Raw genomic sequence first — 20,784 nt, 5'->3', positions numbered from 1 at the left:
TAGTCGCTAACACCACATGACCCAGCCGAATCATCCGCTAAAGGAAGCCCCCGTGACGCGCTCATATGCTTCTAGGTATCGCAGCCTCGTGCGCTCGACCACATGGTCAGGAAGGAGCGGTGGGGGGTTTCCGGAGGATTTGTCCCATCCTGATTCGGGCGACAGCAGCCAATCGCGTACAAATTGCTTGTCAAAAGAAGGCTGCGCGCGGCCGGGTTGCCATTGGTCGGCCGGCCAGAATCGCGACGAGTCGGGCGTAAGCACCTCGTCGCCCAGCGTCAGCACCCCATCGGCGTCCCAGCCGAGCTCGATCTTGGTGTCGGCCACGATGATGCCGCGCTCGCGGGCGATCTCCGCGCCGCGCGTGTAGACGGCCAGGGTGATCCGCCGAAGCTCCTCGGCGGTCTCCTCGCCGACCTCCTGGACGACCTGCTCGTACGAGATCGGCTCGTCGTGCTGCCCCTGGGGCGCCTTGGTGGACGGTGTGAAGATCGGCTCGGGCAGCCGGGAGCCGTCCTCGAGCCCCTCCGGCAGGCGGACGCCTGAGACAGTGCCGTCGGCGCGGTATTCGTTCAGCCCGCCACCCGCGAGGTAGCCCCGCGCCACGCACTCGACCTGCACCATTTGCAGCGGCCTGCACAGCACGCTGCGGGCGTCGTCACCGGGTGCCACGACATGGTTGGGCACGACGTCCTTGAGCTGGTCGAACCACCACAATGACATCTGCGTGAGGATGGCCCCCTTGTCGGGGATGTCGGGCTCGAGCACGTAGTCGAAGGCCGAGATCCGGTCGGAGGCGACCATCAGCAGCAGGCCCTCGTCGGTCTGGTAGAGGTCGCGTACTTTGCCGGAGTGCACGTGCTTCATCGGGCGATGTCCGTCCTGTGGAAGGAGCCGCGCAGCTGGATCCTGCCGACGAGGTCATAGGCGGCCTGGCGCGCGCTCTCCTGGTCGGGCCCGTGGCCGACCACGTTGAGGACCCGCCCGCCGTTGGAGACCACGTCGTCGCCCTGCCGCCTGGTGCCGGCGTGGAGCACGTACGCGTTCCCGGTCTCCTGCAGCCCCGTGATCACGTCGCCCTTGACCGGCGCCTCAGGATAGTTTTCCGACGCGATCACCACGGTCACGGCTGAGCCGCCCTTGAACACCGGGTCGAGCCCCAGCTCGCCCGTCGCGCTCGCCATCAGCAGCCCACCCAGCGGCGTCTCCAGCCGGTCGAGCAGCACCTCCGTCTCCGGATCGCCGAAGCGCGCGTTGAACTCGACGACCTTCGGCCCCTTCGAGGTCAGAGCCAATCCCACGTAGAGCACGCCCTGGTAAGGCAGCCCGCGCCGGGCCAGCTCACCGATCGTCGGGTGCACGACCTCCCGCATGACCTGGTCGGTGAGCCCCTCAGGCGCCCAGGGGAGCGGTGTGTAGGCGCCCATGCCGCCGGTGTTGGGGCCCTCGTCGCCGTCGTAGGCCCGCTTGAAGTCCTGAGCGAGCTGCAGCGGCACGGCGGTGCTCCCGTCGCACAGCGCGAACAGCGACACCTCGGGCCCGTCGAGGAACTCCTCGATCACCACCCGCTCGCACGCCCGCGCGTGCGCCAGCGCCTTCTCCCTGTCCTTGGTGACGACCACGCCCTTGCCGGCGGCCAGCCCGTCGTCCTTGACCACGTAGGGGGCCCCGAACTCGTCGAGGGCGGCGGCCGCCTCCTCCTCCGTGACGCACGTCCTGGCCCGCGCCGTCGGCACGTCGGCCGCCTGCATGATCTCCTTGGCGAACGTCTTGGAGCCCTCGATCATGGCGGCATCTCTCGACGGCCCGAAGCAGGCGATGCCCGCGTCGCGCACGGCGTCGGCCGCCCCCGCCACGAGCGGCGCCTCCGGCCCCACCACCACGAGATCGACCCGCAGCCGCAAAGCCAGCTCGGCCACCTGCCCGGGGTCGAGCGGATCGACGGGGTGAACGGTCGCCACCTCCTCGATGCCCGCGTTGCCTGGGGCACAGTGGAGCTCGCTGACCTGGGGATCGAGCCTGAGTGAACGGCACAGGGCGTGCTCACGCCCTCCGGAACCAATGACTAGAACGCGCACGCGGTCTATTGTCGCAGGCCCGCCGCCCGGCACACGCGAGGGTGCACGGGCACACCAATCGCCGGAATAGCACAGGAACTTTGTCGAGTTCTACCTGAGTCGAGAGCGTCCCTGCGAGTATCGTCAAGTAAGTTCACCCGTCTGTGGTAAGTTAGGGCGGCTTCGCGGCGTCCCCATGCGATTGGAGGTGGTCCGGGATGAATCCTGGTGATCCCAGCAGTACGTGCTCGCCCACGTACACCGTGCATACCCCCGACCACTCCAATCCGGCAGCCTGATCGTGCCTCCGCGCATTCTGTGAGGTGACTTTTCGTCGCGCGTGGAGCGTGCCAGGTCGGGCGGAAAGGGACTGCCATGCGCTCGTCCACGCTTTTCCGTCGCATCAACCGTCACCCTGTTCGTCCGCGTACCACGCTCCAGCTCGCCGAGCCGATGCGTGAGGTCTGCGTGCCCCCCGGTGACTCCATCGTCGAGTACGGCGCCTACGTCCAGGGCAAGAAGGTCGCCGCCTCCGGCATCGTCGAGGCGCTCGACCTCGTACGCGAGCACAACGAGACCTCCGACGGCGCCAAAGCGTTCGTCTGGGTGGGCCTGCACGAGCCCGAGGCTCCCGGGGTGGAGTGGCTCTCCGAGGTGTTCGGGCTGCACCCGCTGGCCGTCGAGGACGCCGTCAAGGCCCATCAGCGCCCCAAGGTGGAGCGGTTCGGCGAGTCGCTGTTCATGGTGCTCAAGACCGTCTCCTACCTCGACCACGACGAGCTGACCGCCAACAGCGAGATCATCGCCACCGGCGAGATCATGGTGTTCCTCGGTGTGGACTTCGTGGTGACGGTGCGCCACGGCGAGCACTGCCCCCTCACCGTTGTCCGCGAGCGCCTCGAGGACAAGCCCAAGCTGATGAACCGCGGCCCCGCCGGCGTCCTGCACGCCATCGCCGACCACGTCGTCGACCAGTACCTCCAGGTCGCCGACCTCATGCAGCTCGAGCTGGAAGAGGTCGAGGCCACGGTTTTCGCCGACGTCAGCTCCCGCGACATCAACCGGATCTACCAGCTCAAGCGGGAGATGCTGGAGATGAAGCGGGCCGTCACCCCACTGCTCTCCCCGCTGTCCGCATTGCCGCAGCGCCGTGTCATCCCCTCGGAGATGCGCGAGTACTTCCGGGACGTCGGCGACCACCTCTCCCGGGTCTGCGAGCAGGTCGAGTCCTCTAACGAACTGTGCAGCTCGATCCTGCAAGCCGCCCTCGCCCGTTCCAACGCGCTGGCCAACGAGGACATGCGCAAGATCTCCTCCTGGGTAGCCATCCTGGCCGTGCCCACGATGATCGCCGGGATCTACGGCATGAACTTCGACTTCATGCCGGAGATCCACCAGGCCTGGGGCTACCCCGCGGTGCTGGCCGTCATGGTCACCGCCTGCGTGCTCCTGCATCGGGGCTTCCGCAGGAACGGCTGGCTCTAGACCCCCACCGGCTTCAGCGGGCCTACAGGCTCAGGCAGCTCCAGCCCCCGCTCCCGCCAGAGCTCCCGCATCCGATCGGGATAGTCGGTGACGATCCCTGCCACCCCCAGGTCCAGCATCCTCGCCGCCAGGCCGGTCTCGTTGACGGTCCAGACCGCCACGTCGAGCCCGGCGGCGTTCGCCTGGGCCATCAGCGCCTCGTCCACCATGATGTGCTCGGGCGAGAGCGTGGTCGCTCCGGCGTCGCGGGCCGCGGCCGGTATGTCGTCGCCCAGGTCGTCGTGCCAGTGCAGGGTGTCCAGCTCGATCAGCGCGAACCGCCGCGTGCCCGGGGCTAGCCCGGCGGCATGAGTGAGGATCCGCCAGTCGAAGCTGAGGATGGCGACGTTGCCGAGCCTGCCGTGCCGGTCGAGCTCCTCGACGACCAGCTCGGTGAAGAGCTCGGGGTCGGGCGTCAGCTCCGGCCTGGTGGGGTCGGACTTCAGCTCGACGTGCAGCCGTACGCCCTCCGCCTCGTAGGCGTTCACCAGCCCCAGCACCGCGCCGAACGTCGGCATCCTGGTCTCGGGCATGGGGACCTGCGTCAGCGCGAACGGGTCGTCGGGATGGCGCGGCAGCCGTACGCCCACGTCGAGCGTGCGCAGCTGCGCCAGCGTGAGTGCGTTGATCGGCTTTCCGACGTACGGGAACAGCGGATCGCCTGCCTTGATCGGCCGCCGGTCGGCACTGGTCACGGCGGAGACCGTGAGGTCGTGCGTGAGCACGAGGCGGCGATCGGCAGTGAGGGCGACGTCGAGCTCGAGCGCGTGGACGCCGAGCTCCATCGTGCGGCTCATCCCCGGCAGGGTGTTCTCCGGCCAGAGGCCCCGAGCTCCCCGGTGACCATGTATCTCAACGCGCACAACGGGGACACTACCTGGCGCGGGGCACGACTCGGCGATGCCACGCCGTGTCCTTTTTATCCTGCTACGCCCCGGTCGACAGTCAGGGGCAGACCATAAGCTGGGCATCATGACGGAGGTTCTCAAAACTGCCCATCCCGCAACAGTCCGGGCTTGGGTGGACGGCTGGGTGATCTCCCGCAACGCCCCTCGCCCCGTGCTCGAGACATGGGGCCTGCGGGTGGACGTGGGCCTCCCCGGCCACGTGGCCCGCCACATCGTGACCGCTCCGACGCCTGGGATCCTCCACCATCTGACCAGCACCATCACCACGCCGGGCACGTGGCTGAAGCTCTGCGCCTCCGCCTCCACCGTCGCCCCGCTCCTACCGGCGCGGTGGGTCGTCCAGGATCCGGAGTTCATGATGACGGTGTCCCTGACCCGCAGGACGCCCCGAGTCCCCTCCGGTTACACGCTCGCCGTCACGACCCGTGCCGGCGTCACGGCGGCCCGCCTGCTGACGGCGGCGGGCGAGGTCGCCGCCAGAGGCCAGTTCGCGCTGGCGGGCCGGACGGCGGTCGTGGACCAGGTGGAGACGGCGGGCAACCACCGCCGCCGCGGGCTCGGCACGGTGGTCATGCAGACCCTGGCGTCCACGGCCGCGTCGATGGGGGGACGAACGGGCGTGCTGGTGGCCACGGCGGCCGGACAGGCCCTCTACGAGACCCTCGGCTGGACCCTCCACACCCCGATGACCGCCGCCGTCCTGAATCCCTGACCCCCGGCCCGCACGGGTCCTTCGAAGAACAAACGGACGGTGCGGGGCGGAGGTCCCTTGGGACGCCCTACCACCGGCGTCGGTGCGGCGTGCGGGCGTGGGGCGGAGATCCGCCGCCTGAGTGGTTACTCCTTGAGGCTGCGGAGCATCGGGGGGTGGAGGAGCTCGGCGGGGCCGCGGCGGAAGAGCTTGGCCGGGCGGCCACCGTCCCGGGTCGTCGTGCCGCCCGTCTCCACCAGGAAGCCCTCCGCCTTGGTGACCTTCCTGTGGAAGTTCCTGGGATCCAGCGACCGGCCCCAGACTATTTCGTAGACGCGGCGCAGATCCGCCACCGTGAACTCCGGCGGGCAGAAGGCCGCGCCCAGCGACGTGTACTCGAGCTTGGCCCGCGCGCGCTCGATGCCGTCCTGCATGATGCGGCGGTGGTCGAAGGCCATGACCGTGAGGGAGTCCACCGGCTGCCAGCTCATGTGGGCCTTCTCCGACGCCGGAAGGTCCGGGGCCAGGCCCAGGTAGGCGACGCTCAGGACTCTCTGGCGGGGGTCCCGGTCCGGGTATCCGTACGTCTGAAGCTGCTCGAGGTGGACCGGCGCACCCGGGAGGCCGGCTCGCTCCGCGAGGATGCGCTGGGCGGCGGCCGGGAGGTCCTCGTCCAGCTGGATGAAGCCTCCCGACAGGGACCAGCGGCGGAGGAACGGCGGGTTGTCGCGGCGCCACACCAGAGCGCTCAGAGCCTGGTTTCGGACGGTGAGCACGACCAGGTCGACGCTGACCGGCACGCTCGGGACCATGCAGGCACGTTACACGCTGTCGCATGTACGGAGCGAACTGTGGGGAACCCCGGCCCTACGTCACGATGCGTACGTGTAACGGCTCCGTCGTCGCCTGCCCCGACGGGGCCTTGACGGTGATCTCGACCGACTCGCCCGTGGGCACCTGCGTCCAGTCGAAGGGCACCCACGCCGTGGACATCCCCTCGGGCAGCTCCTCGATCGGCTGCTCGTCCAGCCACCCCACCGCCGACACCACCAGATCCTTGGTGCCCCCCGACCACGTGATGGTGATGGTGCTGTCCTTGAAGTTGTAGCCGCGCACCTCCACCCCATCCTGGACGTCACGGCCTCGCCTGATGGCGTCCACCGCGATCGGGCGCCGCCAGTCGGTGGTGATCTCCTTTTCGAGGGAGGGAGTCCCGCATGTCATGAAGTCGCTCCACATATAGGAGACGACCTTCTGGACATAACGCCCCGCCATCGTGACGGCCTGGTCCAGGCGCTTCTTGTCCGTCTTGCCCCGGGTGCCCTGCGGGGCGCACGGCTCCTTGCCCGACGGCTCGAACGCCTCGACGTTCGCCCACAGGTCCACCTGGTAGCCGGCCTTGACCATCTCCTCGCGGGCCACCGACATCTCGCGGTAGTAATCGCGCGTGGAGCCGTGGTACGCCGTCCCGTACGTCGACTCCCCCACCACCGGCCGCAGCCGCTCGTCCACCTCGTCGTCGCGCTGGTCCGGCCAGAACAGCCCCACCTTGCCGGTCCCCCGGCTGTCCTGCGGCGCGATGATGCCGACCCCCGTCTTGGCCAGCGCCTTGAACCCCTCGGCCACCTGCTTGGGCGTCTGCCCGAAGGGCACCCGCTTGCGCGCGTCCAGGTAGGGACTGATCAGGATGGGCTTGCCCGGCAGCTCCTGCTCGACGATCGTGTGCTGGTCGGCGTACACCTCCAGCGTCGGGTTCGTGGCCAGGGTGGCGGCCATCTGCACCTCGAACGGCTGGTAGATGCCCCCCAGCGATTCCCGTTCGCCGAAGCGCACGCCGTAGTCCTGCAGGATGCGCCGCGTCAGCGTGGTCAGCGCGGGCAGGTGCTTCTTGTACGCCCTGGTCGGCATGTTCGGGTCGCGCGGCGCCAGCGGCAGCGCCGGGAAGATGCGCATGCCGAACTGGTCGCCCAGGTCGAGCAGCTCGTTCAGGCTGTCCTTGTCCGACCCGGCCACCAGGATCATGTCGTACGAGGTGGCCTTGCTGGAGAAGTCACACGTGGCGTCGTCCGAGCCGTCCGGCTGGGTGATGATCCGGTAGTAGATCCGGTTGCCCGCCTTGATGCTGTGCTCCATCTCGGGGCAGCGGAGCAGGCCGGCGCCGAACGACTCGTCCGTGCGGTAGACGTACGTGCGGCCGACCCGGTTGCCCGGGTTGGCCTTGCGCAGGTCCCGCTCGGCCGCGTCGTGGCAGGTCAGCCCGTCCTCCTGGCACGCCTTGTAGAGCGAGTCGAGCTCCCCTTCCCTGGTCAGGATCTCGCCCGCCTGCGAGACGGTGCGGAACTGCAGACCGTACCCGATCCTGATGATCGTGTCGCCGCCCACGTCGTGGATCTCCTCCAGCTGGCTGCGCCAGGTGCAGGGGTTCGACCTGGGAGTGATCCAATAGCCGGTCACGGCGTACGGGGCCCGCTCCTTGGTCTCGAACGTTCCACAGGGGTCGGTGAACTTCGTCACCTTCGGCGTTGGCGCGGCCTGCGTGGGCTTGGGCGTATGCGAAGCCGCAGTCGGAGGCTTGTCCGACGAGGACGGCAGGACGATGATCACGGTGGCGACCACGGCCAGGACTGCAAGGCCAGCGGCCACGAAGAGCCAGCGCACGTTCAGACCGCCCTTGATGATTACCGCTGATGATTACCGCTTGACCCCGGCCCAGGACTCCAGCTGGGCCACGAAGCGCTTGGCCGAGTTGGGCCAGTGGTGGTTCGCGCGGGCGGCCGCGTAGCCGCGCGCGCCCTGCGCCCGCCGCTCGCGTACGTCGTCGCGCAGGGTCAGCACGGCCTGGGCGACGGCCTTGGGGTCCTCCCAGGGCACCACGACGCCGCTGTCATAGCGTTCCACCAGCTCGACGGCGCGCGGCGACGGAGTCGTGATGACGGGGATGCCGTGCGCCATGTACTCCACGATCTTCGTGGGCATGGAGTGGCGGTAGTTGGGCTCGTCGTGCAGCAGCGACAGCCCGGCCAGCGCGCCGTCGAGCCGCTTGAGCGCCTCGTCGTTGGGCATGAAGTCGCGCCACTCCAGCAGGCCCTCTGAGACGGCCTGGTTGAGCATGGGACGGCTCTGCGGGTCGGCGTACCCGATCAGCTCCACGGCCACGCGGTACGGCTGCAGCAGCTTCGCCACCTCGACGGCCTCGATCACGCCCCGGGCCTTGGACAGCCACCCGAGGTAGACCACCCGGTCGTCGCCGGGAGGCGTCACGGAGTCGGGCACCCAGGTCTCGTTGGGCACGATCAGGTGAGCGTCCTTGAACCGGCCCGCGTACGCCGTCTCGGCCAGCAGCAGGTGCATGCGGCGCTCGGCGGTGCCCTCCAGCATGCGGGCGAGGAACCGCGCGGGAGGCCGCAGCGGCGCGGGCAGCCACGGCTTGAGCGAGAGCGTGGCAGGGGTGTCCTCGTGCACGTCCCACACCACGGGCGGCCGGTTCCGCACGCCCCAGACGGCGAACAGCAGCTCGGGGTCGTGGATGAGGACGAGGTCGACCTTGTCTCGCATGCGCTTGAACAGCCGCCTGGCGGCCCACACGGCCGCCACCCGCTTGCGCTGCGCGGCGCGAGGGAGGTCCACGCCGGTGACCCAGGGTCTCGGCACGACGCCGTGCGCGGTGAACGACGCGGCGTACGTGACCTCATGACCGGCATCCACAAGGGCACGAATCTGCCTGTGCAGGATTCGAGCGTCCTCGGGGTTATGCACCACCGTCATGACGAGCACGTTCACTGCGTGCAGCCCTCCGTCGCTAGAGCCGCTCGACCCGTTCACCCTCGGTGAGCACACCGCGGGTGTCCAGCACGAGCCTGGCCTGCGCCTGGACCATGTCGAGGTCGAACGCGGCGTGCTGCTGCATCAGCAGCGTCACGTCCGCGTTGATCACGGCCTCGGCCAGATCCTCCTCACGCGGCACCGCGGTGCCGTCGACAGCCCACTCCTTGACGTACGGGTCCGCGAACGAGAGGTCGGCGCCCAGCTCCAGCAGCGCACGCGCCACAGGGAGCGCCGGGGTCTCGCGTTCATCAGCGATATCCGGTTTGTAGGTGACGCCGAGCATAACGACTCTGGCGCCGTTTACGGGCTTTTTATGCCTGTTCAGTAGACGCTGAACGCGGGCCACCACGTACGACGGCATCCGCTCGTTGATCTCCTGCGCCAGCTCCACGAACCTGAACGGGTAGCCCAGCTTGCGCACCGTGTACGACAGGTACGACGGGTCGACGGGGATGCAGTGCCCACCGACGCCGGGACCCGGCAGGAACTTCTGGAAGCCGAACGGCTTGGTCGCCGCAGCCTCGATCGACTCCCACAGGTCGATCCCGAGCTCGTCGCAGAAGATCGCCATCTCGTTGACGAGAGCGATGTTGACGTGCCGGTAGGTGTTCTCGAGCAGCTTGGCCATCTCCGCCTCACGAGTGCCGCTGACCGGCACCACCTGCTCGATGAACTGCCCGTAGAACGCCGTGGCGCGGTCGCGGCAGATCGCCGTGTACCCGCCCACGACCTTGGGCGTGTTACGCAGCCCGAACTTGGGATTGCCCGGGTCGATGCGCTCAGGCGAGAAGGCGAGGTAGAAGTCCTCGCCCGCGACGAGCCCCGAGCTCTCCAGCAGCGGCCTGGCCACCTCGTCGGTGGTGCCCGGCCAGGTGGTGGACTCGAGCACGACGAGCGTGCCCTTGCTCAGGTTGCGGGCGACGGCCTTGGTGGCGCCCTCCACGGCGGACAGGTCCGGGCGGTGGTCCTCGTCCAGCGGGGTAGGCACGCATATGACGATCGTGTTGCTTCTGGCCAGCACGGTCTCGTCGAGCGTGGCGCTGAACCCGTTGGCCAGCATGTGCTCGAGGTCGGCGTCGGTCAGGTCATCGATGTATGACTGCCCGGCGTTGAGTGCGTCGACCTTGGCGGGGTCGACGTCCAGGCCGACGACCCGCAGGCCGGCGTTCACCGCCTCCTTGGCGAGGGGCATGCCGACGTAGCCGAGGCCGATGACAGCCAAGTCGATTTCTGTCACAGCAGTGCCTTTGGGAGCCGGAAACAACACTTCATGGTGGCAAAGGTTATCTCAAGTCCACCTAGCTCACGCCTAATGCGACCGAACCCGTCGGAAGTGACAGCCAACATGAAGGTCATCATTAGGTAAGCGAGCGGTATAGAGCTTGGTAAGTCTCGGCAACGCGGCTCCAAGTCCGCTTGGCCGCCACTTCCGCCCGTCCTGCCTCACCCATCTCAGCGCGCCGGGAGGGGTCCTCCCGGAGCACGGCGATGGCCTTGGCGAGTTCGGCCGGATCGCCCGGCGGGACGAGGAGACCGGCGCCGTCGGAGCCGACGAGCTCGGACAGCGCGGGCAGGTCGCTGAGCACGACAGGCTTGCCGAGCGCCATCGCCTCGACGGGTTTCAATGGCGTAACAAGTCGGCACACCCGCAGATCCTCGCGCGGGCACGCGAAGATGTCGATGGCGTCCTGCGCCTGCAGCGCCTCGTCGGGTCCGACCCGGCCCGGCAGGACGGCGTCGTCGAGGCCCAGCTCGCCGACCAGCTCCAGGAGGTTCTCGCGCTCGGCGCCGTCGCCCACGATGAGCACCCGCACCGGCGTGCCGTCGTCACGCAGCAGCGCCGCGGCCCGCAGCAGGGTGGCGAACCCCTCGTAGGCCACGATGCTGGACACGGAGCCGACGACGATCTCGCCGGGCGCGATGCCGTACGCGTCCCTGAACGACGCTCCGTCGTAGTGGGCGGTCAGCAGCGAGTCGTCCACGGCGTTGGGCGCCAGGTGGATCCTCTCCCGAGGCACGCCACGCTCGACGATCTCCGTGGCCATGGTCTCGGCCAGCGTGACCACGGCGTCGGCCTCGCGCATGAGGAACGCCTCGCGCTCGCGCTGGAGCACGTGCCGCTGGCTGCCCACGCGGATCGGGTCGCGGGAGGCCCAGGTCTCCTCCAGGAAGCCGCGTACCTCGTAGACGAACGGCGTGCCCGTCCTGTCGCGTACGGCGTGGGCCACGGAGCCGTTGCGGTGGTCGGTGGCGGCGTGCAGGACCTGCGGTTTGAGCTGGGTGACCAGCTTGGTGACCGCGTCGGCGCCCTTGATCATGCGCCCGCGCATCTCGAACGGCATCTCGCCGTGCCCGTCGGGCAGCAGCCGGTAGTAGGGGACGCCGTCGATCTCCTCGAACGGCGGCGCGCCCGCGTGCCCCTGCAGCATCGGCCAGCCCCAGCTCGAGACCACGTGCGGGTCGAGCCCCGCGGCCTTCTGCGAGGTGACGATGCGGTGGGTGCGGACGGTGTAACCGGCCTGCGTGTACGGCAGCGCGTTCGTGACCATGTGCAGCACCCGGCCCTCGACGCGCTCCCTGACGGCCACCTTGGGCCCGGGCGGGATCGGGTCGGGGCTGATCGCGGCCAGCTCACCCCGGTAGTAGGCGGCCCTGCGCCTGACGAAGGGGTACTTGGTGTGGGTTTCGAGCACCTCGGCGGCCTCGCTCACCCGGCCGGCGTTCCACAGATCCTTGGCCTCGTTCCACGGCCCCTTGACCACACGCATGCCGAACTTGCGCACGATCCGCCGGGCACGGCGCGCGGCGGGCCAGGCCAGGCTGCCCACGACGGGGCGCAGCCGGGGCGGGAGCGCGTCGGCCGCGGCCTGAGCCACGCGGACGGGGTCGGACTTGACCTTCGTCACGACGACGCGGGAGACGATGATCGGGTGCTGGACGAAGCCTTTGAGAAGTCCACCGACGCCGGCACGGGCGGACTTCGCGGAAACCTTTGAGGAGTCTTGACGACTGGCGTCGGATGCCACGCGGTGACCGTACCATAGGCAACGTTTTTCCCCTTCCGCTATGAAAGGCGAGGTCAATGAGGGAGAACCCCCTGGTCCTGCACGTATTGGGTGCTCGTCCCAATTTCGTGAAAGCGGCCCCGGTGGTACGGGCACTCGGTGAACTCGGCGTGCGGCAGGGCATCATCCACACTGGTCAGCACTATGACGCGCTGATGTCGGACGTCTTCTTCGCCGATCTCGGGCTGCCGGAGCCCGTGGCGAACCTGGGGGTCGGCTCGGGCACCCACGCCAAGCAGACCGCGGCGCTGCTCGTCGGCCTGGAGGAGATCGTCCAGGAACAGGACCCCGACCTGGTCGTGGTGTACGGCGACGTGAACTCGACGCTGGCCGCGATCCTGGTCTGCGCCAAGCTGGACGTCAGGACCGCGCACGTGGAGGCGGGGCTGCGCTCGTTCGACCGGGGCATGCCTGAAGAGGTCAACCGGGTCGTCACCGACGCACTGGCCGACCTGCTCTTCGCCACCTCCCCCGAGGCCCTGGCCTACCTCGCCAACGAGGGCGTGCCCGCGTCCAAGGTGCACCTGGTGGGCAACCCCATGATCGACAGTCTGTACTCCGCGCTGCCGTCGCTGGACCCGGCGCCCGTGGTGGAGCGGCTGGGCATACCGGCTCGTTATGCCGTGGCGACCCTCCACAGGCCGGCCAACGTGGACACGCCGGAGGCCGCCAAGGAGCTGGTGGAGGCGGTGCTGGAGGTCTCGCGGCAGATCCCGATCGTGGTGCCGGTCCACCCTCGCGGCAAGGCGCGCCTGGCCGAGGCCGGCCTGGTCGACGGCGAATCGATCAAGGTCGTCGACCCGCTGGGCTATGTGGACTTCCTCTCACTCGTACGCGGCGCCGCTCTGGTCGTCACGGACTCCGGCGGCGTCCAGGAGGAGACGACCGTGCTGGGCGTCCCCTGCCTGACCCTGCGCCCCAACACCGAGCGGCCGATCACGGTCACGCACGGCACGAACCGGCTGGTCACGCCCGCTCTGCTGCCCGCCGCCGCGGAGAAGGCGCTGGCCGACGGGGCCGCCACTCCGGCCGGCGAGTTGCCGGTGCTCTGGGACGGTCAGGCCGGCCCGCGGATCGCCAAGGTGATCTCCGCCTGGCTGAAGGGGGACAACCTCGCCCCCGCCTCTCAGGCCAAACGCCCCGAATAGCGGTCGTATCCGCCGTACCATGACAAACCTCCGCTAAGCGATAGGCGTATCACCATGGCCGAAACCCCCGAAGAGCCCACGTACCAGCGGCTCGGCCCCGTCAACTGGCTGCCCGAGGAGCGCAAGCTCGTCGAGCGGTTCGAGGCCGAGGTCAGGGAGCTCCGGAGGCGGCTGGAGATCGCCGAGGCCAAGGCCGCGTACGCGGGCTGGAAGCTGGAGGCCACGCAGGCGAAGCGGACGTTCAAGCTGGGCGAGGCCCTGGGCTCGAAGAGCCCGGGAAAGATCGTCCAGGCGGTCAGGTCGAAGGAGAAGGCGCCCAAGCCTCCCATCCCGGTCACCGAGGCGACCGAGATCGCCAACAACCGGCCGCCGCTGGTCGAGGTGCCGCCGGCGAAGTGGCCGAAGGGGCCGGTCGACAGGCCCGACCTGAAGGTCGCCGTGATCCTGGACGACTTCTCCAGGATGGCCTTCAAGTACGAGTGGGACCAGATCGAGTTCGGGCTCAAGGACTGGCCGGAGATCTTCGCCGAGAAGCGGCCCGACCTGCTGTTCTGCGAGTCGGCGTGGCACGGGAACCAGGGGCGCTGGCGCTACCAGATGACCGGCACCAACGCGCCCAAGGAGCCGCTGCGCGACCTGGTGGCCTGGTGCAAGCAGGAGGGCATCCCGACGGTCTTCTGGAACAAGGAGGACCCGCCGAACTTCGACTTCTTCATCGACACGGCCAAGCTGTTCGACTACGTGTTCACCTGCGACGGTGACATGCTCCCGAAATATCGGGAAACTTTGGGACACGACCGGGTTGATGTGCTGCAGTTCGCCGCCCAGCCCCGCGTGCACAACCCGATCCAGCAGCGCCAGGGCCGCCTGCACGACGTGGTCTTCGCCGGGATGTACTTCCGCGACAAGCACCCCGAGCGCCGCGAGCAGATGGAGACCGTGCTCGACCCGGTCAGGGAGCTGGGCCTGCACATCTTCGCGCGCAACGGCGAGGTGGACGAGAAGTACGCCTGGCCGGAGAAGTACCGGCCGCACATCGTGGGCGAGCTCCCGTACGACCAGATGCTGGCCGCGTACCGGATGTACAAGGTCTTCCTCAACGTCAACTCGGTGCTCGACTCGCCGACCATGTGCGCCCGCCGGGTCTTCGAGCTGTCCGCCTGCGCGACGCCGGTGGTCTCGGGATGGTCGCGGGCCATCGAGGAGACCTTCGGCGACCTCATTCCCATCGCCCGGGAGCCGGTCGAGTCGTACAACCAGGTACTGCACCTGATCAACAGCCCCGAGCTGCGGGCCAGGATGGGGCACCTGGCGATGCGCGAGGTCTTCGACAAGCACCTGTTCTCGCACCGGGTGGACCAGATCCTGCAGAACCTCGGCCACCAGGTGGGGTCCCGGTCCCGCTCGATCTCGGTCGTGCTGCCCACCAACCGCGCCTCCCAGATCGAGCACGCCGTCTCCTCGGTGGCCCGCCAGCTCCACCGGCCGCTCCAACTCGTCATGGTGCTGCACGGGCTCGACATCGATCCCGTGGTGGTCGCCGACAAGGCCCGTATGGCGGGCATCACGGACGTCGTGGTCCTGCCCGCCGACGCCTCGCTGTCGCTCGGCGCGTGCATGAACCTCGGCATCGCCGCCGCCGAGGGCGATCTGATCGCGAAGATGGACGACGACAACCTGTACGGCGACCATTACCTGTCGGACCTGGTGCGCGCGTTCGACTACTCGGACGCGGAACTGGTCGGCAAGGGGGCGCACTACGCGTACTTCGAGGGGAGCAACACGACCATGCTCCGCCTGCCGGGGCTGGAGCACCGCTACTCGTTCCTGGTCCAGGGCGGCACGTTCCTCGGCAAGGCCGACATGTTCCGCTCGTACGGCTTCGCGGACATCACGCGTGGCGAGGACACCCACCTCGTGCGGCGGCTGAAGGAGGACTCCGTCAAGATCTACTCGGCGGACCGCTTCAACTTCGTCTACTGGCGTAGTGCCGACACCTCGATGCACACGTGGCAGGCCGACCACATCAAGTTGACCCGCAACGCGCAGTTCTCCTTCGTCGGCCGCCCCGACGACCACGTCCTCATCTGACGGCCCTTCCCGACGCAGGCGACCAGGTCAGGCGAGCGGGTAGTCCTTCAGGGTGATGGAGTTCGCGGCCTTCGTGGTGAGCTTGTCCAGGTAGCGCGCGAACAGGCGCGAGGTCAGGATCCGGTGCGCGCCATTGCGGAGCCGGATGCCACGGGCGGTCCTGGGGGCGAAGAAGGAGCCCGCGTTGCCCGCCAGGCGCTGGCACGCCTTGGCGTACGGGCGGATCACCTGCTCGTACGCCGCGAAGGCCCGCACGTGGTCCCCATGGACGGCCAGCTCGCCCGTCAGCACGTACGAGGCCACCAGCGACATCCCGGCCCCCAACCCGCCCATCGTGGCCCCGTAGCCCGCGTCCCCGACCAGCGCGACCCGGCCCTTGGCGTAGCCGTCCACCTGCACCATGCCGATCGAGTCGAAGTAGAAGTCACGGGCGTCGTCGAGCCCGGCCAGGAAGCGGGAGGTCTCCCACCCCATCCCCGCGAACGCCTTGGCGACCAGCCGCTTCTGGGTGGCCACGTCCCGGTAGTGGTAGTCCAGGGGCTCGGAGGCGAACACGCACAAGACGCTCTCGTCGTCCACCAGGACGCCCCTGCCCGGCTCGCTGTGAGGACCGCCCCGCCCGGCCCGTCCGCGGCGCCGAAGAGCGCCACGTAGTACCCGGACGGCCGGACGTAACCCGACTCGGGCCCGAACGCCAGCCGCCGCACGTTGGAGTGCAGTCCGTCCGCCCCCATCACCAGGTCGAACGTGCGCTGCCGCCCGCTGTCGAAGGTCACGTCCACGCCCCCGTCGCGCTCGGTCATCGAGGCGATCGAGTCGGAGAAGACGTACTCGGCCCGGTCCTTGCTCATGTCGTACAGCAGCCGGCTCAGATCCCCCCGGCCGATCTCCACGGCACCGCCCGTGAAAGAGGCGGGCAGTGTGGCCCGCACCGCGCCGGACCCGTCAATGATCCGCAGCGGCCCCGGGTGTGTCCGCCGGCGGTGGATCTCCTCCAGGATGCCCATCCTGCGCAGCATGGTCAGGTGCGCCTCGCCGCGGAAGTCCACGTTCTGGCCGCCCTCTCGCGGCGCCGGGGCGCGCTCCACGACCGTGACCCGGTGGCCCGCACGGGTCAGCCAGCAGGCGAGCGCGGGGCCGGCCAGGCTGGCGCCGGAGATCAGGATGCTCTTGCTCATCGGTGCTCCTCGTCATCGTTCCGATGGCAGGAGCCTCGGCGCGGGCGCGCACCGCGTACGCACCGGCCGCGCACCGCGGGGCGCTACCTGGTGACCCGCTCCAGGTTCTGGTCGGCGAGGCGGGCCAGCTCGAACAGCCCCTGCGGCTTGACCCGCTGGCCGACCACCAGCATGCTCATGATCAGCGTCCCTCTCCTGATCACGACCGAGCCGATCTGCGCGTTCTTCTTGGCGCCCGCCGCCGTCGTGAGATAGGCCCGCGACTCGTCGCCCCTGGTCGGCATGGCGAGGGTGCGGGTCTTGTAGGTCACCTGCGTGCCGCCGACGTTCGCGGTGTACGAGGCGCACTGCTTGGGCAGCGGCGCGGGGAAGGCCGTGGACGGCAGCGACACGACGGCCTGCGTGATGGAGCCGCGGTCGGCGGCGAAGGCGATCACCGCCGCGGGCGCCTGCGCGATGCCGGGCTTGGCGGCGTCGAGCTGGGCCGCCCCGGCGCACTCGGGCCGCTGCAGCTTCGCCTGACGCACCGCCGCCAGGCCCTGCTGGGTGGCCTTGAGCGAGCCGAACGCGCCCAGCTCGGGGCCGTACGCGACGCGCATGCCCTTGGGCACCGGCAGCAGGGCTGCGCGGAGCCTGGACGTGTCGGCGGACGGCTGCGGCCCGGGCGCCTGCGTGTTCGTGGGGATCGCCGACGGGGTGGTGTCGCCACCGGAACATCCGGCAATGGCCACCATACTCAGGAATATGCCGGAAATGGCCTTTATCATGGGCCTCTCCAATTCGCTCTAACGGCATTTTTCAAAACGCTAGAGGATGTGAAGAGGAAGGAGCCGGGTAACGTCGCTATTCGCGGGATTCAGCGGTTTTACGAACGATTTCCGGTTCAACGCCGTTTGACGTTCCGCCGTTGAGCAGGGCCCTGGCCAGGCCCAATCCGGCGCCGCCAAGCGTGAGCGCCTTGGCGAGCATTTCCTCGACGCCCTGAGCGCCGTTCAGCACCACCATGTGGTCCACGTTCCCGAACGCCTTGGAAGCCGCCTCGACGATTTCCGGCCAGTGCTCGGCGAGCTGCTGCGCGACGACCGCCTCCTGGTTGCTCGCCAGCGCCTCCGCGCGGGCCTTGATGGCCTCCGCCTGCGCCAGCCCCTTGGCCCTGGCCGCGTCCGCCTCGGCCATGCCGCGCAGCCTGGTCGCCTCCGACTCCGCCTCGCCGCGCAACCTGATGCCCTCGGCCTCGGCCTGCGCCTGGGCGACCGCCGCGCGCCGCGCCGCCTCCGCCAGCGTGACCTGCTCGTACGCCTTGGCGTCCGCGGGCCTGCGCACCTCGCCCTCCAGCCGCTTCTCCGCGAGCAGGGCCTCCCGCTCGGCGGCGGTCGTCTGCTGGACCACGACCTCCTGCCGGGCGGTGGCCTCGGCCAGCGGGCCCGCCTGCTTGGCCGCGGCCGCCGCCCGGTCGACCTCGGCCTGGTACCCGGCCTGCTGGATGCGGGCCTGGCGGACCGCGGCGGCCTTCTTGATGGCGGCCTCCTGCTCGGCGGCGTTGGCCTCCTGGTCGCTGTGCGCCTCGGCGATCCTGGCCAGCGAGGCCACGGCGGCCGCGTGCGGGCGTCCGAGGTTGACGATGTAGCCGGTGGCGTCCTCGATCTCCTGGATCTGCAGGGAGTCCACGTTCAGGCCGAGCTTGCTCATCTCGTCGGCCGACGACGTGCGGATCTCGTTGGTGAGCGCGTCGCGGTTGATGATCAGGTCCTCGACCGTGAGGTTGCCGATGATCGAGCGCAGGTGGCCGGAGAAGAGCTGGTGCGTCTTGTCGTCCACGGTCTTCTGCTGGTCGAGGAAGCGCCGGGCGGCGTTGGCGATGGAGACGAAGTCGTCGCCCACCTTGTAGATCACCACGCCCCGCACGTGCACCGGGATGCCCTGCTTGGTCACGCAGTTGACCTCGAGCTGCGAGACCCGGCTGTCGAGAGACATGCGGCGCGCGGTCTGGAACCCCGGGATGACCAGCGCACCCTTACCGGTGACGATCTTGAAGCCGAGCGTCTCCCTGCCCCGCGCGCCGAGGCCCGAGATGAGGATCGCCTCGTTCGGTTCGGCGACCCGCCAGATCAGCTTGAACGCCACGACGCAGATGAGGGCGATTGCGGCGATGATGCCTGCGACCATTAAGTCCATGATCCACTCCGGGAGGACGTCGTCGTATACACCGCCGACCAGACTTCCCGGCTCGCCCCGATTTGACGGTACGCCCGATCAGGGCGCTTTGCCAGACGGTTCCGCCCCGTTGGGAGTGGCGCCATTGAGCAGCGCTCTGGCCAGGCCGATCCCGGCCCCGCCGAGTGTGAGGGCCTTGGCCAGAAGCTCCTCGACGCCCTCGGCGCCGTTCAGCACGACCATGTGGTCCACATTCCCGAACGCCTTCGCGCCCGCCTCCACGACCTCCGGCCAGCGCTCGGCGAGCTGCTGGGCGATGACCGCCTCCTGGTTCTCCTTCAGCGCCTCGGCGCGCGCCCTGATCGCCTGGGCCTCCGCCAGACCCTTGGCCTGCGATGCCTCGGCCTCCGCCAGGCCCAGCGCCTTGGCCGCCTCCGCCTGGGCCAGACCGCGGGCCTGCGCGGCCTGAGCCTCGGCCTCACCGGTGATCTTCGTGGCGGCTCCCGCGGCCTCGCCGCGCAGGCGTACCGACTCGGCCTCGGCCGCGGCGGCCAGCTTGACCTGCGAGGCCTGCGCGGCGGCGCGCAGCTCGGTCTCCTTCGCCTCCGCCTCCGCCTGCGCGATGCGGGCGTCCCGCTCGGCCTGGGAGAGTGTGACGGTCTCGTACGCCTTGGCGTCGGCGGGCTTGCGCACCTGCGACTGCAGCCGCTGCTCGGCGAGCTTGGCCTCCAGCTCGGCGGCCTTCGTCTCCTGGACGACCACCTCCTGGCGGGCGGTCGCCTCCGACAGCGGACCCGCCTGGCGGGCGGTGGCCTGGGCCTGGTCGATCTCGGCCTGGTAGGAGGCCTCCTTGATGCGGGAGTCCCGGCGCGCGGCGGCCATGTTGGCGGCGGCGATCTGCTCGGCCTCGGTGGCCTCCTGGTCCCGCTGTGCCTGGGCGATGCGGGCCGTGGCGGCGACCTTGGCGGCGTGCGGCTTGCCGAGGTTGACGATGTAGCCGGTCTCGTCGTCGATCTCCTGGATCTGCAGCGAGTCCACGATCAGGCCCAGCTTGCTCATCTCGTCGGCGGCCGACGCCCTGGTCTCGCTGGTCAGGCGCTCGCGGTTGAGTATGAGGTCCTCGATGGTGAGGTTGCCGATGATCGAGCGCAGATGGCCGGTGAACAGCTCGTGGATCGCGCTGGTCATGAAGTCCTGCTGGTCGAGGAAGCGGCGGGCGGCGTTGGCGATGGAGGACAGGTCGTCGCCGACCTTGTAGATCACCACGCCGCGGATGTGCACGGGGATGCCCTGCTGGGTGACGCACGAGACCTGGAGGTTGGCGGCCCTGGTGTCCAGCCGCAGCCGCCTGGCCGCCTGGAACCCCGGCAGCACCGCGGCACCCTTGCCAGTAATGATCTTGAAGCCCAGGCTGTCGATACCCTCAGCGCGGCGGCGGGCGCCCAGCCCGGAGATGATCAGGGCCTCGTTGGGCTCCGCGACCCGCCACACGGCCTTGAACAGCAGGATGATGATGACGGCCGCGACGACGACACCGGCGGCGGCGATGTAGACCTCGGGGGACATCGGAGGGCCTCCCTCAGACGAGTGCTCTGGCCACGTAGACGGTCCGCGGAGGGAAGTACTCGACGACGATCACGATCGATCCGATGGTGAACTCCTCGTCGGGCAGGCTGGGGTGGGCGTAGAAGGCCTCGACGCCGCCCCTGACCGGGATCATGACCTCGCCGACGAGCCCTGGGCCGATCTTCCCTGTGACCCTGCCCTGCTTGCCGACCACCGGACTCCCCCCGCTCGCGATATTCCGGACGCTACTCCAAACGGGCATTCGCGGTAATAGCCCGCGCAAAATGTTTCCCGAGGTGCTGCGCGTCGCTCGCCCGGCTTTTCGCCCGTCTGCTGATGATCGCGCCATGAGCTCCACTCCGCGAGACCTCGTGATGAACCATCCCATTTCCCGCCGCGACTTCTTCGACGGGATGGCCCTGGGATGCGTAGTGACTGAGAGCCCTCGTGGGACCGCATACTCGCCGGAGCCATTCACTGTGCGCGGCGGGGCGGCGGAGGCGCTCAGCGTGCCGCACGCGCTGCGGGACGGGCGTTTCTGGCGCCACGCGGGCCGGCCGGAGCCTACCGGCGAGAG

The 20,784-nt window shown here is 69.2% G+C and carries 17 protein-coding genes and 2 pseudogenes; 5 read left to right on the top strand and 14 right to left on the bottom strand.

The genetic code is table 11. From position 1 onward, the window contains the following. Positions 1-30: 30 nt before the first annotated feature. Together AB0J09_RS10815 and purD are read right to left on the bottom strand one after the other, a co-directional pair. Positions 31-867 carry a phosphoribosylaminoimidazolesuccinocarboxamide synthase gene (locus AB0J09_RS10815; RefSeq protein WP_360688517.1) on the bottom strand — a complete coding sequence of 279 codons (837 nt, stop codon included), beginning with the start codon at positions 865-867 and terminating at the stop codon, positions 31-33. Further along, positions 864-2,078 (bottom strand): phosphoribosylamine--glycine ligase, encoded by a 1,215-nt coding sequence (gene purD / locus AB0J09_RS10810; RefSeq protein ID WP_360688514.1) that lies wholly within the window; start codon positions 2,076-2,078, stop codon positions 864-866. The genes AB0J09_RS10815 and purD overlap by 4 nt, the downstream gene beginning before the upstream one ends. A 354-nt stretch (positions 2,079-2,432) precedes the next feature. On the opposite strand from purD, the gene corA reads away from it, so the two are divergent. Then, the gene (gene corA / locus AB0J09_RS10805; RefSeq protein WP_360688511.1) at positions 2,433-3,542 is read left to right on the top strand and encodes a magnesium/cobalt transporter CorA; all 1,110 of its coding nucleotides are present in this window, start codon (positions 2,433-2,435) and stop codon (positions 3,540-3,542) included. Here corA and AB0J09_RS10800 read toward each other — a convergent pair. Then, positions 3,539-4,444 (bottom strand): glycerophosphodiester phosphodiesterase family protein, encoded by a 906-nt coding sequence (locus AB0J09_RS10800; protein WP_360688508.1) that lies wholly within the window; start codon positions 4,442-4,444, stop codon positions 3,539-3,541. The genes corA and AB0J09_RS10800 overlap by 4 nt on opposite strands. A 109-nt stretch (positions 4,445-4,553) precedes the next feature. Here AB0J09_RS10800 and AB0J09_RS10795 point away from each other — a divergent pair, with 109 nt between their 5' ends. After that, entirely contained in the window at positions 4,554-5,201 is a 648-nt protein-coding gene (locus tag AB0J09_RS10795; RefSeq protein ID WP_360688504.1) for a GNAT family N-acetyltransferase, read from the top strand. Positions 5,202-5,326: 125 nt separating this feature from the next. Here AB0J09_RS10795 and AB0J09_RS10790 read toward each other — a convergent pair whose 3' ends face one another. From AB0J09_RS10790 to AB0J09_RS10770, 5 genes are all read right to left on the bottom strand, one after another. Further along, complete coding sequence (locus AB0J09_RS10790) at positions 5,327-5,992, bottom strand: NUDIX domain-containing protein (protein WP_360688501.1); 666 nt, start codon at positions 5,990-5,992, stop codon at positions 5,327-5,329. Between the two features lie 55 nt (positions 5,993-6,047). Continuing rightward, positions 6,048-7,823 (bottom strand): DUF4434 domain-containing protein, encoded by a 1,776-nt coding sequence (locus tag AB0J09_RS10785; RefSeq protein ID WP_360688498.1) that lies wholly within the window; start codon positions 7,821-7,823, stop codon positions 6,048-6,050. A gap of 48 nt (positions 7,824-7,871) precedes the next feature. Further along, positions 7,872-8,960 carry a glycosyltransferase gene (locus tag AB0J09_RS10780; RefSeq protein ID WP_360688495.1) on the bottom strand — a complete coding sequence of 363 codons (1,089 nt, stop codon included), beginning with the start codon at positions 8,958-8,960 and terminating at the stop codon, positions 7,872-7,874. Between the two features lie 19 nt (positions 8,961-8,979). Continuing rightward, positions 8,980-10,242, bottom strand: a complete 1,263-nt coding sequence (locus AB0J09_RS10775; RefSeq protein ID WP_360688492.1) for a nucleotide sugar dehydrogenase — start codon at positions 10,240-10,242, stop codon at positions 8,980-8,982. A gap of 121 nt (positions 10,243-10,363) precedes the next feature. Beyond that, positions 10,364-12,031 (bottom strand): glycosyltransferase family 4 protein, encoded by a 1,668-nt coding sequence (locus AB0J09_RS10770; protein ID WP_360688489.1) that lies wholly within the window; start codon positions 12,029-12,031, stop codon positions 10,364-10,366. A 56-nt stretch (positions 12,032-12,087) separates the two neighbouring features. Between AB0J09_RS10770 and wecB the strand changes: the two genes are divergently transcribed. Beyond that, on the top strand, positions 12,088-13,218 hold the full coding sequence (gene wecB / locus AB0J09_RS10765) for a UDP-N-acetylglucosamine 2-epimerase (non-hydrolyzing) (protein ID WP_360688486.1): 1,131 nt from the start codon (positions 12,088-12,090) through the stop codon (positions 13,216-13,218). A gap of 54 nt (positions 13,219-13,272) precedes the next feature. After that, positions 13,273-15,309, top strand: coding sequence for a glycosyltransferase (locus AB0J09_RS10760; protein WP_360688483.1), 2,037 nt, complete (start codon positions 13,273-13,275; stop codon positions 15,307-15,309). A 27-nt stretch (positions 15,310-15,336) separates the two neighbouring features. Here the strand turns inward: AB0J09_RS10760 and AB0J09_RS10755 are convergent, their stop codons facing one another. The 6 genes and pseudogenes from AB0J09_RS10755 to AB0J09_RS10730 all read right to left on the bottom strand — a co-directional run bounded on the left by AB0J09_RS10755 (position 15,337) and on the right by AB0J09_RS10730 (position 20,421). Further along, positions 15,337-15,888, bottom strand: a complete 552-nt coding sequence (locus AB0J09_RS10755) for a hypothetical protein (protein ID WP_360688568.1) — start codon at positions 15,886-15,888, stop codon at positions 15,337-15,339. 179 nt (positions 15,889-16,067) lie between these two features. After that, positions 16,068-16,487: pseudogene (locus tag AB0J09_RS10750) on the bottom strand (FAD-dependent monooxygenase); the annotation flags it as partial. An 83-nt stretch (positions 16,488-16,570) separates the two neighbouring features. Then, positions 16,571-17,221 carry a hypothetical protein gene (locus AB0J09_RS10745; protein WP_360688480.1) on the bottom strand — a complete coding sequence of 217 codons (651 nt, stop codon included), beginning with the start codon at positions 17,219-17,221 and terminating at the stop codon, positions 16,571-16,573. Between the two features lie 109 nt (positions 17,222-17,330). Next, positions 17,331-18,662 carry an SPFH domain-containing protein gene (locus AB0J09_RS10740; protein WP_360688477.1) on the bottom strand — a complete coding sequence of 444 codons (1,332 nt, stop codon included), beginning with the start codon at positions 18,660-18,662 and terminating at the stop codon, positions 17,331-17,333. A gap of 78 nt (positions 18,663-18,740) precedes the next feature. Then, the gene (locus AB0J09_RS10735; RefSeq protein ID WP_360688474.1) at positions 18,741-20,207 is read right to left on the bottom strand and encodes an SPFH domain-containing protein; all 1,467 of its coding nucleotides are present in this window, start codon (positions 20,205-20,207) and stop codon (positions 18,741-18,743) included. A gap of 13 nt (positions 20,208-20,220) precedes the next feature. Next, the gene (locus AB0J09_RS10730; RefSeq protein WP_360688471.1) at positions 20,221-20,421 is read right to left on the bottom strand and encodes a hypothetical protein; all 201 of its coding nucleotides are present in this window, start codon (positions 20,419-20,421) and stop codon (positions 20,221-20,223) included. Between the two features lie 133 nt (positions 20,422-20,554). Between AB0J09_RS10730 and AB0J09_RS10725 the strand changes: the two are divergent. Further along, a pseudogene (locus tag AB0J09_RS10725) lies at positions 20,555-20,784 on the top strand (hypothetical protein); the annotation flags it as partial.

Source organism: Nonomuraea sp. NPDC049784, assembly GCF_040659615.1.
Classification (GTDB): Bacteria; Actinomycetota; Actinomycetes; order Streptosporangiales; family Streptosporangiaceae; genus Nonomuraea.
Note: the sequence above shows the minus strand (reverse complement) of the source record. Positions and strands in the feature narration are given on the sequence as shown.

Bases quoted from the DNA above. Each gene is read 5' to 3' on its own strand.
- AB0J09_RS10795 (WP_360688504.1), top strand. From the start codon at position 4,554: ATGACGGAGGTTCTCAAAACTGCCCATCCCGCAACAGTCCGGGCTTGG.
- AB0J09_RS10740 (WP_360688477.1), bottom strand. From the start codon at position 18,662: ATGGACTTAATGGTCGCAGGCATCATCGCCGCAATCGCCCTCATCTGC.
- AB0J09_RS10815 (WP_360688517.1), bottom strand. From the start codon at position 867: ATGAAGCACGTGCACTCCGGCAAAGTACGCGACCTCTACCAGACCGAC.
- corA (WP_360688511.1), top strand. From the start codon at position 2,433: ATGCGCTCGTCCACGCTTTTCCGTCGCATCAACCGTCACCCTGTTCGT.
- AB0J09_RS10735 (WP_360688474.1), bottom strand. From the start codon at position 20,207: ATGTCCCCCGAGGTCTACATCGCCGCCGCCGGTGTCGTCGTCGCGGCC.
- AB0J09_RS10790 (WP_360688501.1), bottom strand. From the start codon at position 5,992: ATGGTCCCGAGCGTGCCGGTCAGCGTCGACCTGGTCGTGCTCACCGTC.
- AB0J09_RS10745 (WP_360688480.1), bottom strand. From the start codon at position 17,221: ATGGTGGCCATTGCCGGATGTTCCGGTGGCGACACCACCCCGTCGGCG.
- AB0J09_RS10760 (WP_360688483.1), top strand. From the start codon at position 13,273: ATGGCCGAAACCCCCGAAGAGCCCACGTACCAGCGGCTCGGCCCCGTC.
- wecB (WP_360688486.1), top strand. From the start codon at position 12,088: ATGAGGGAGAACCCCCTGGTCCTGCACGTATTGGGTGCTCGTCCCAAT.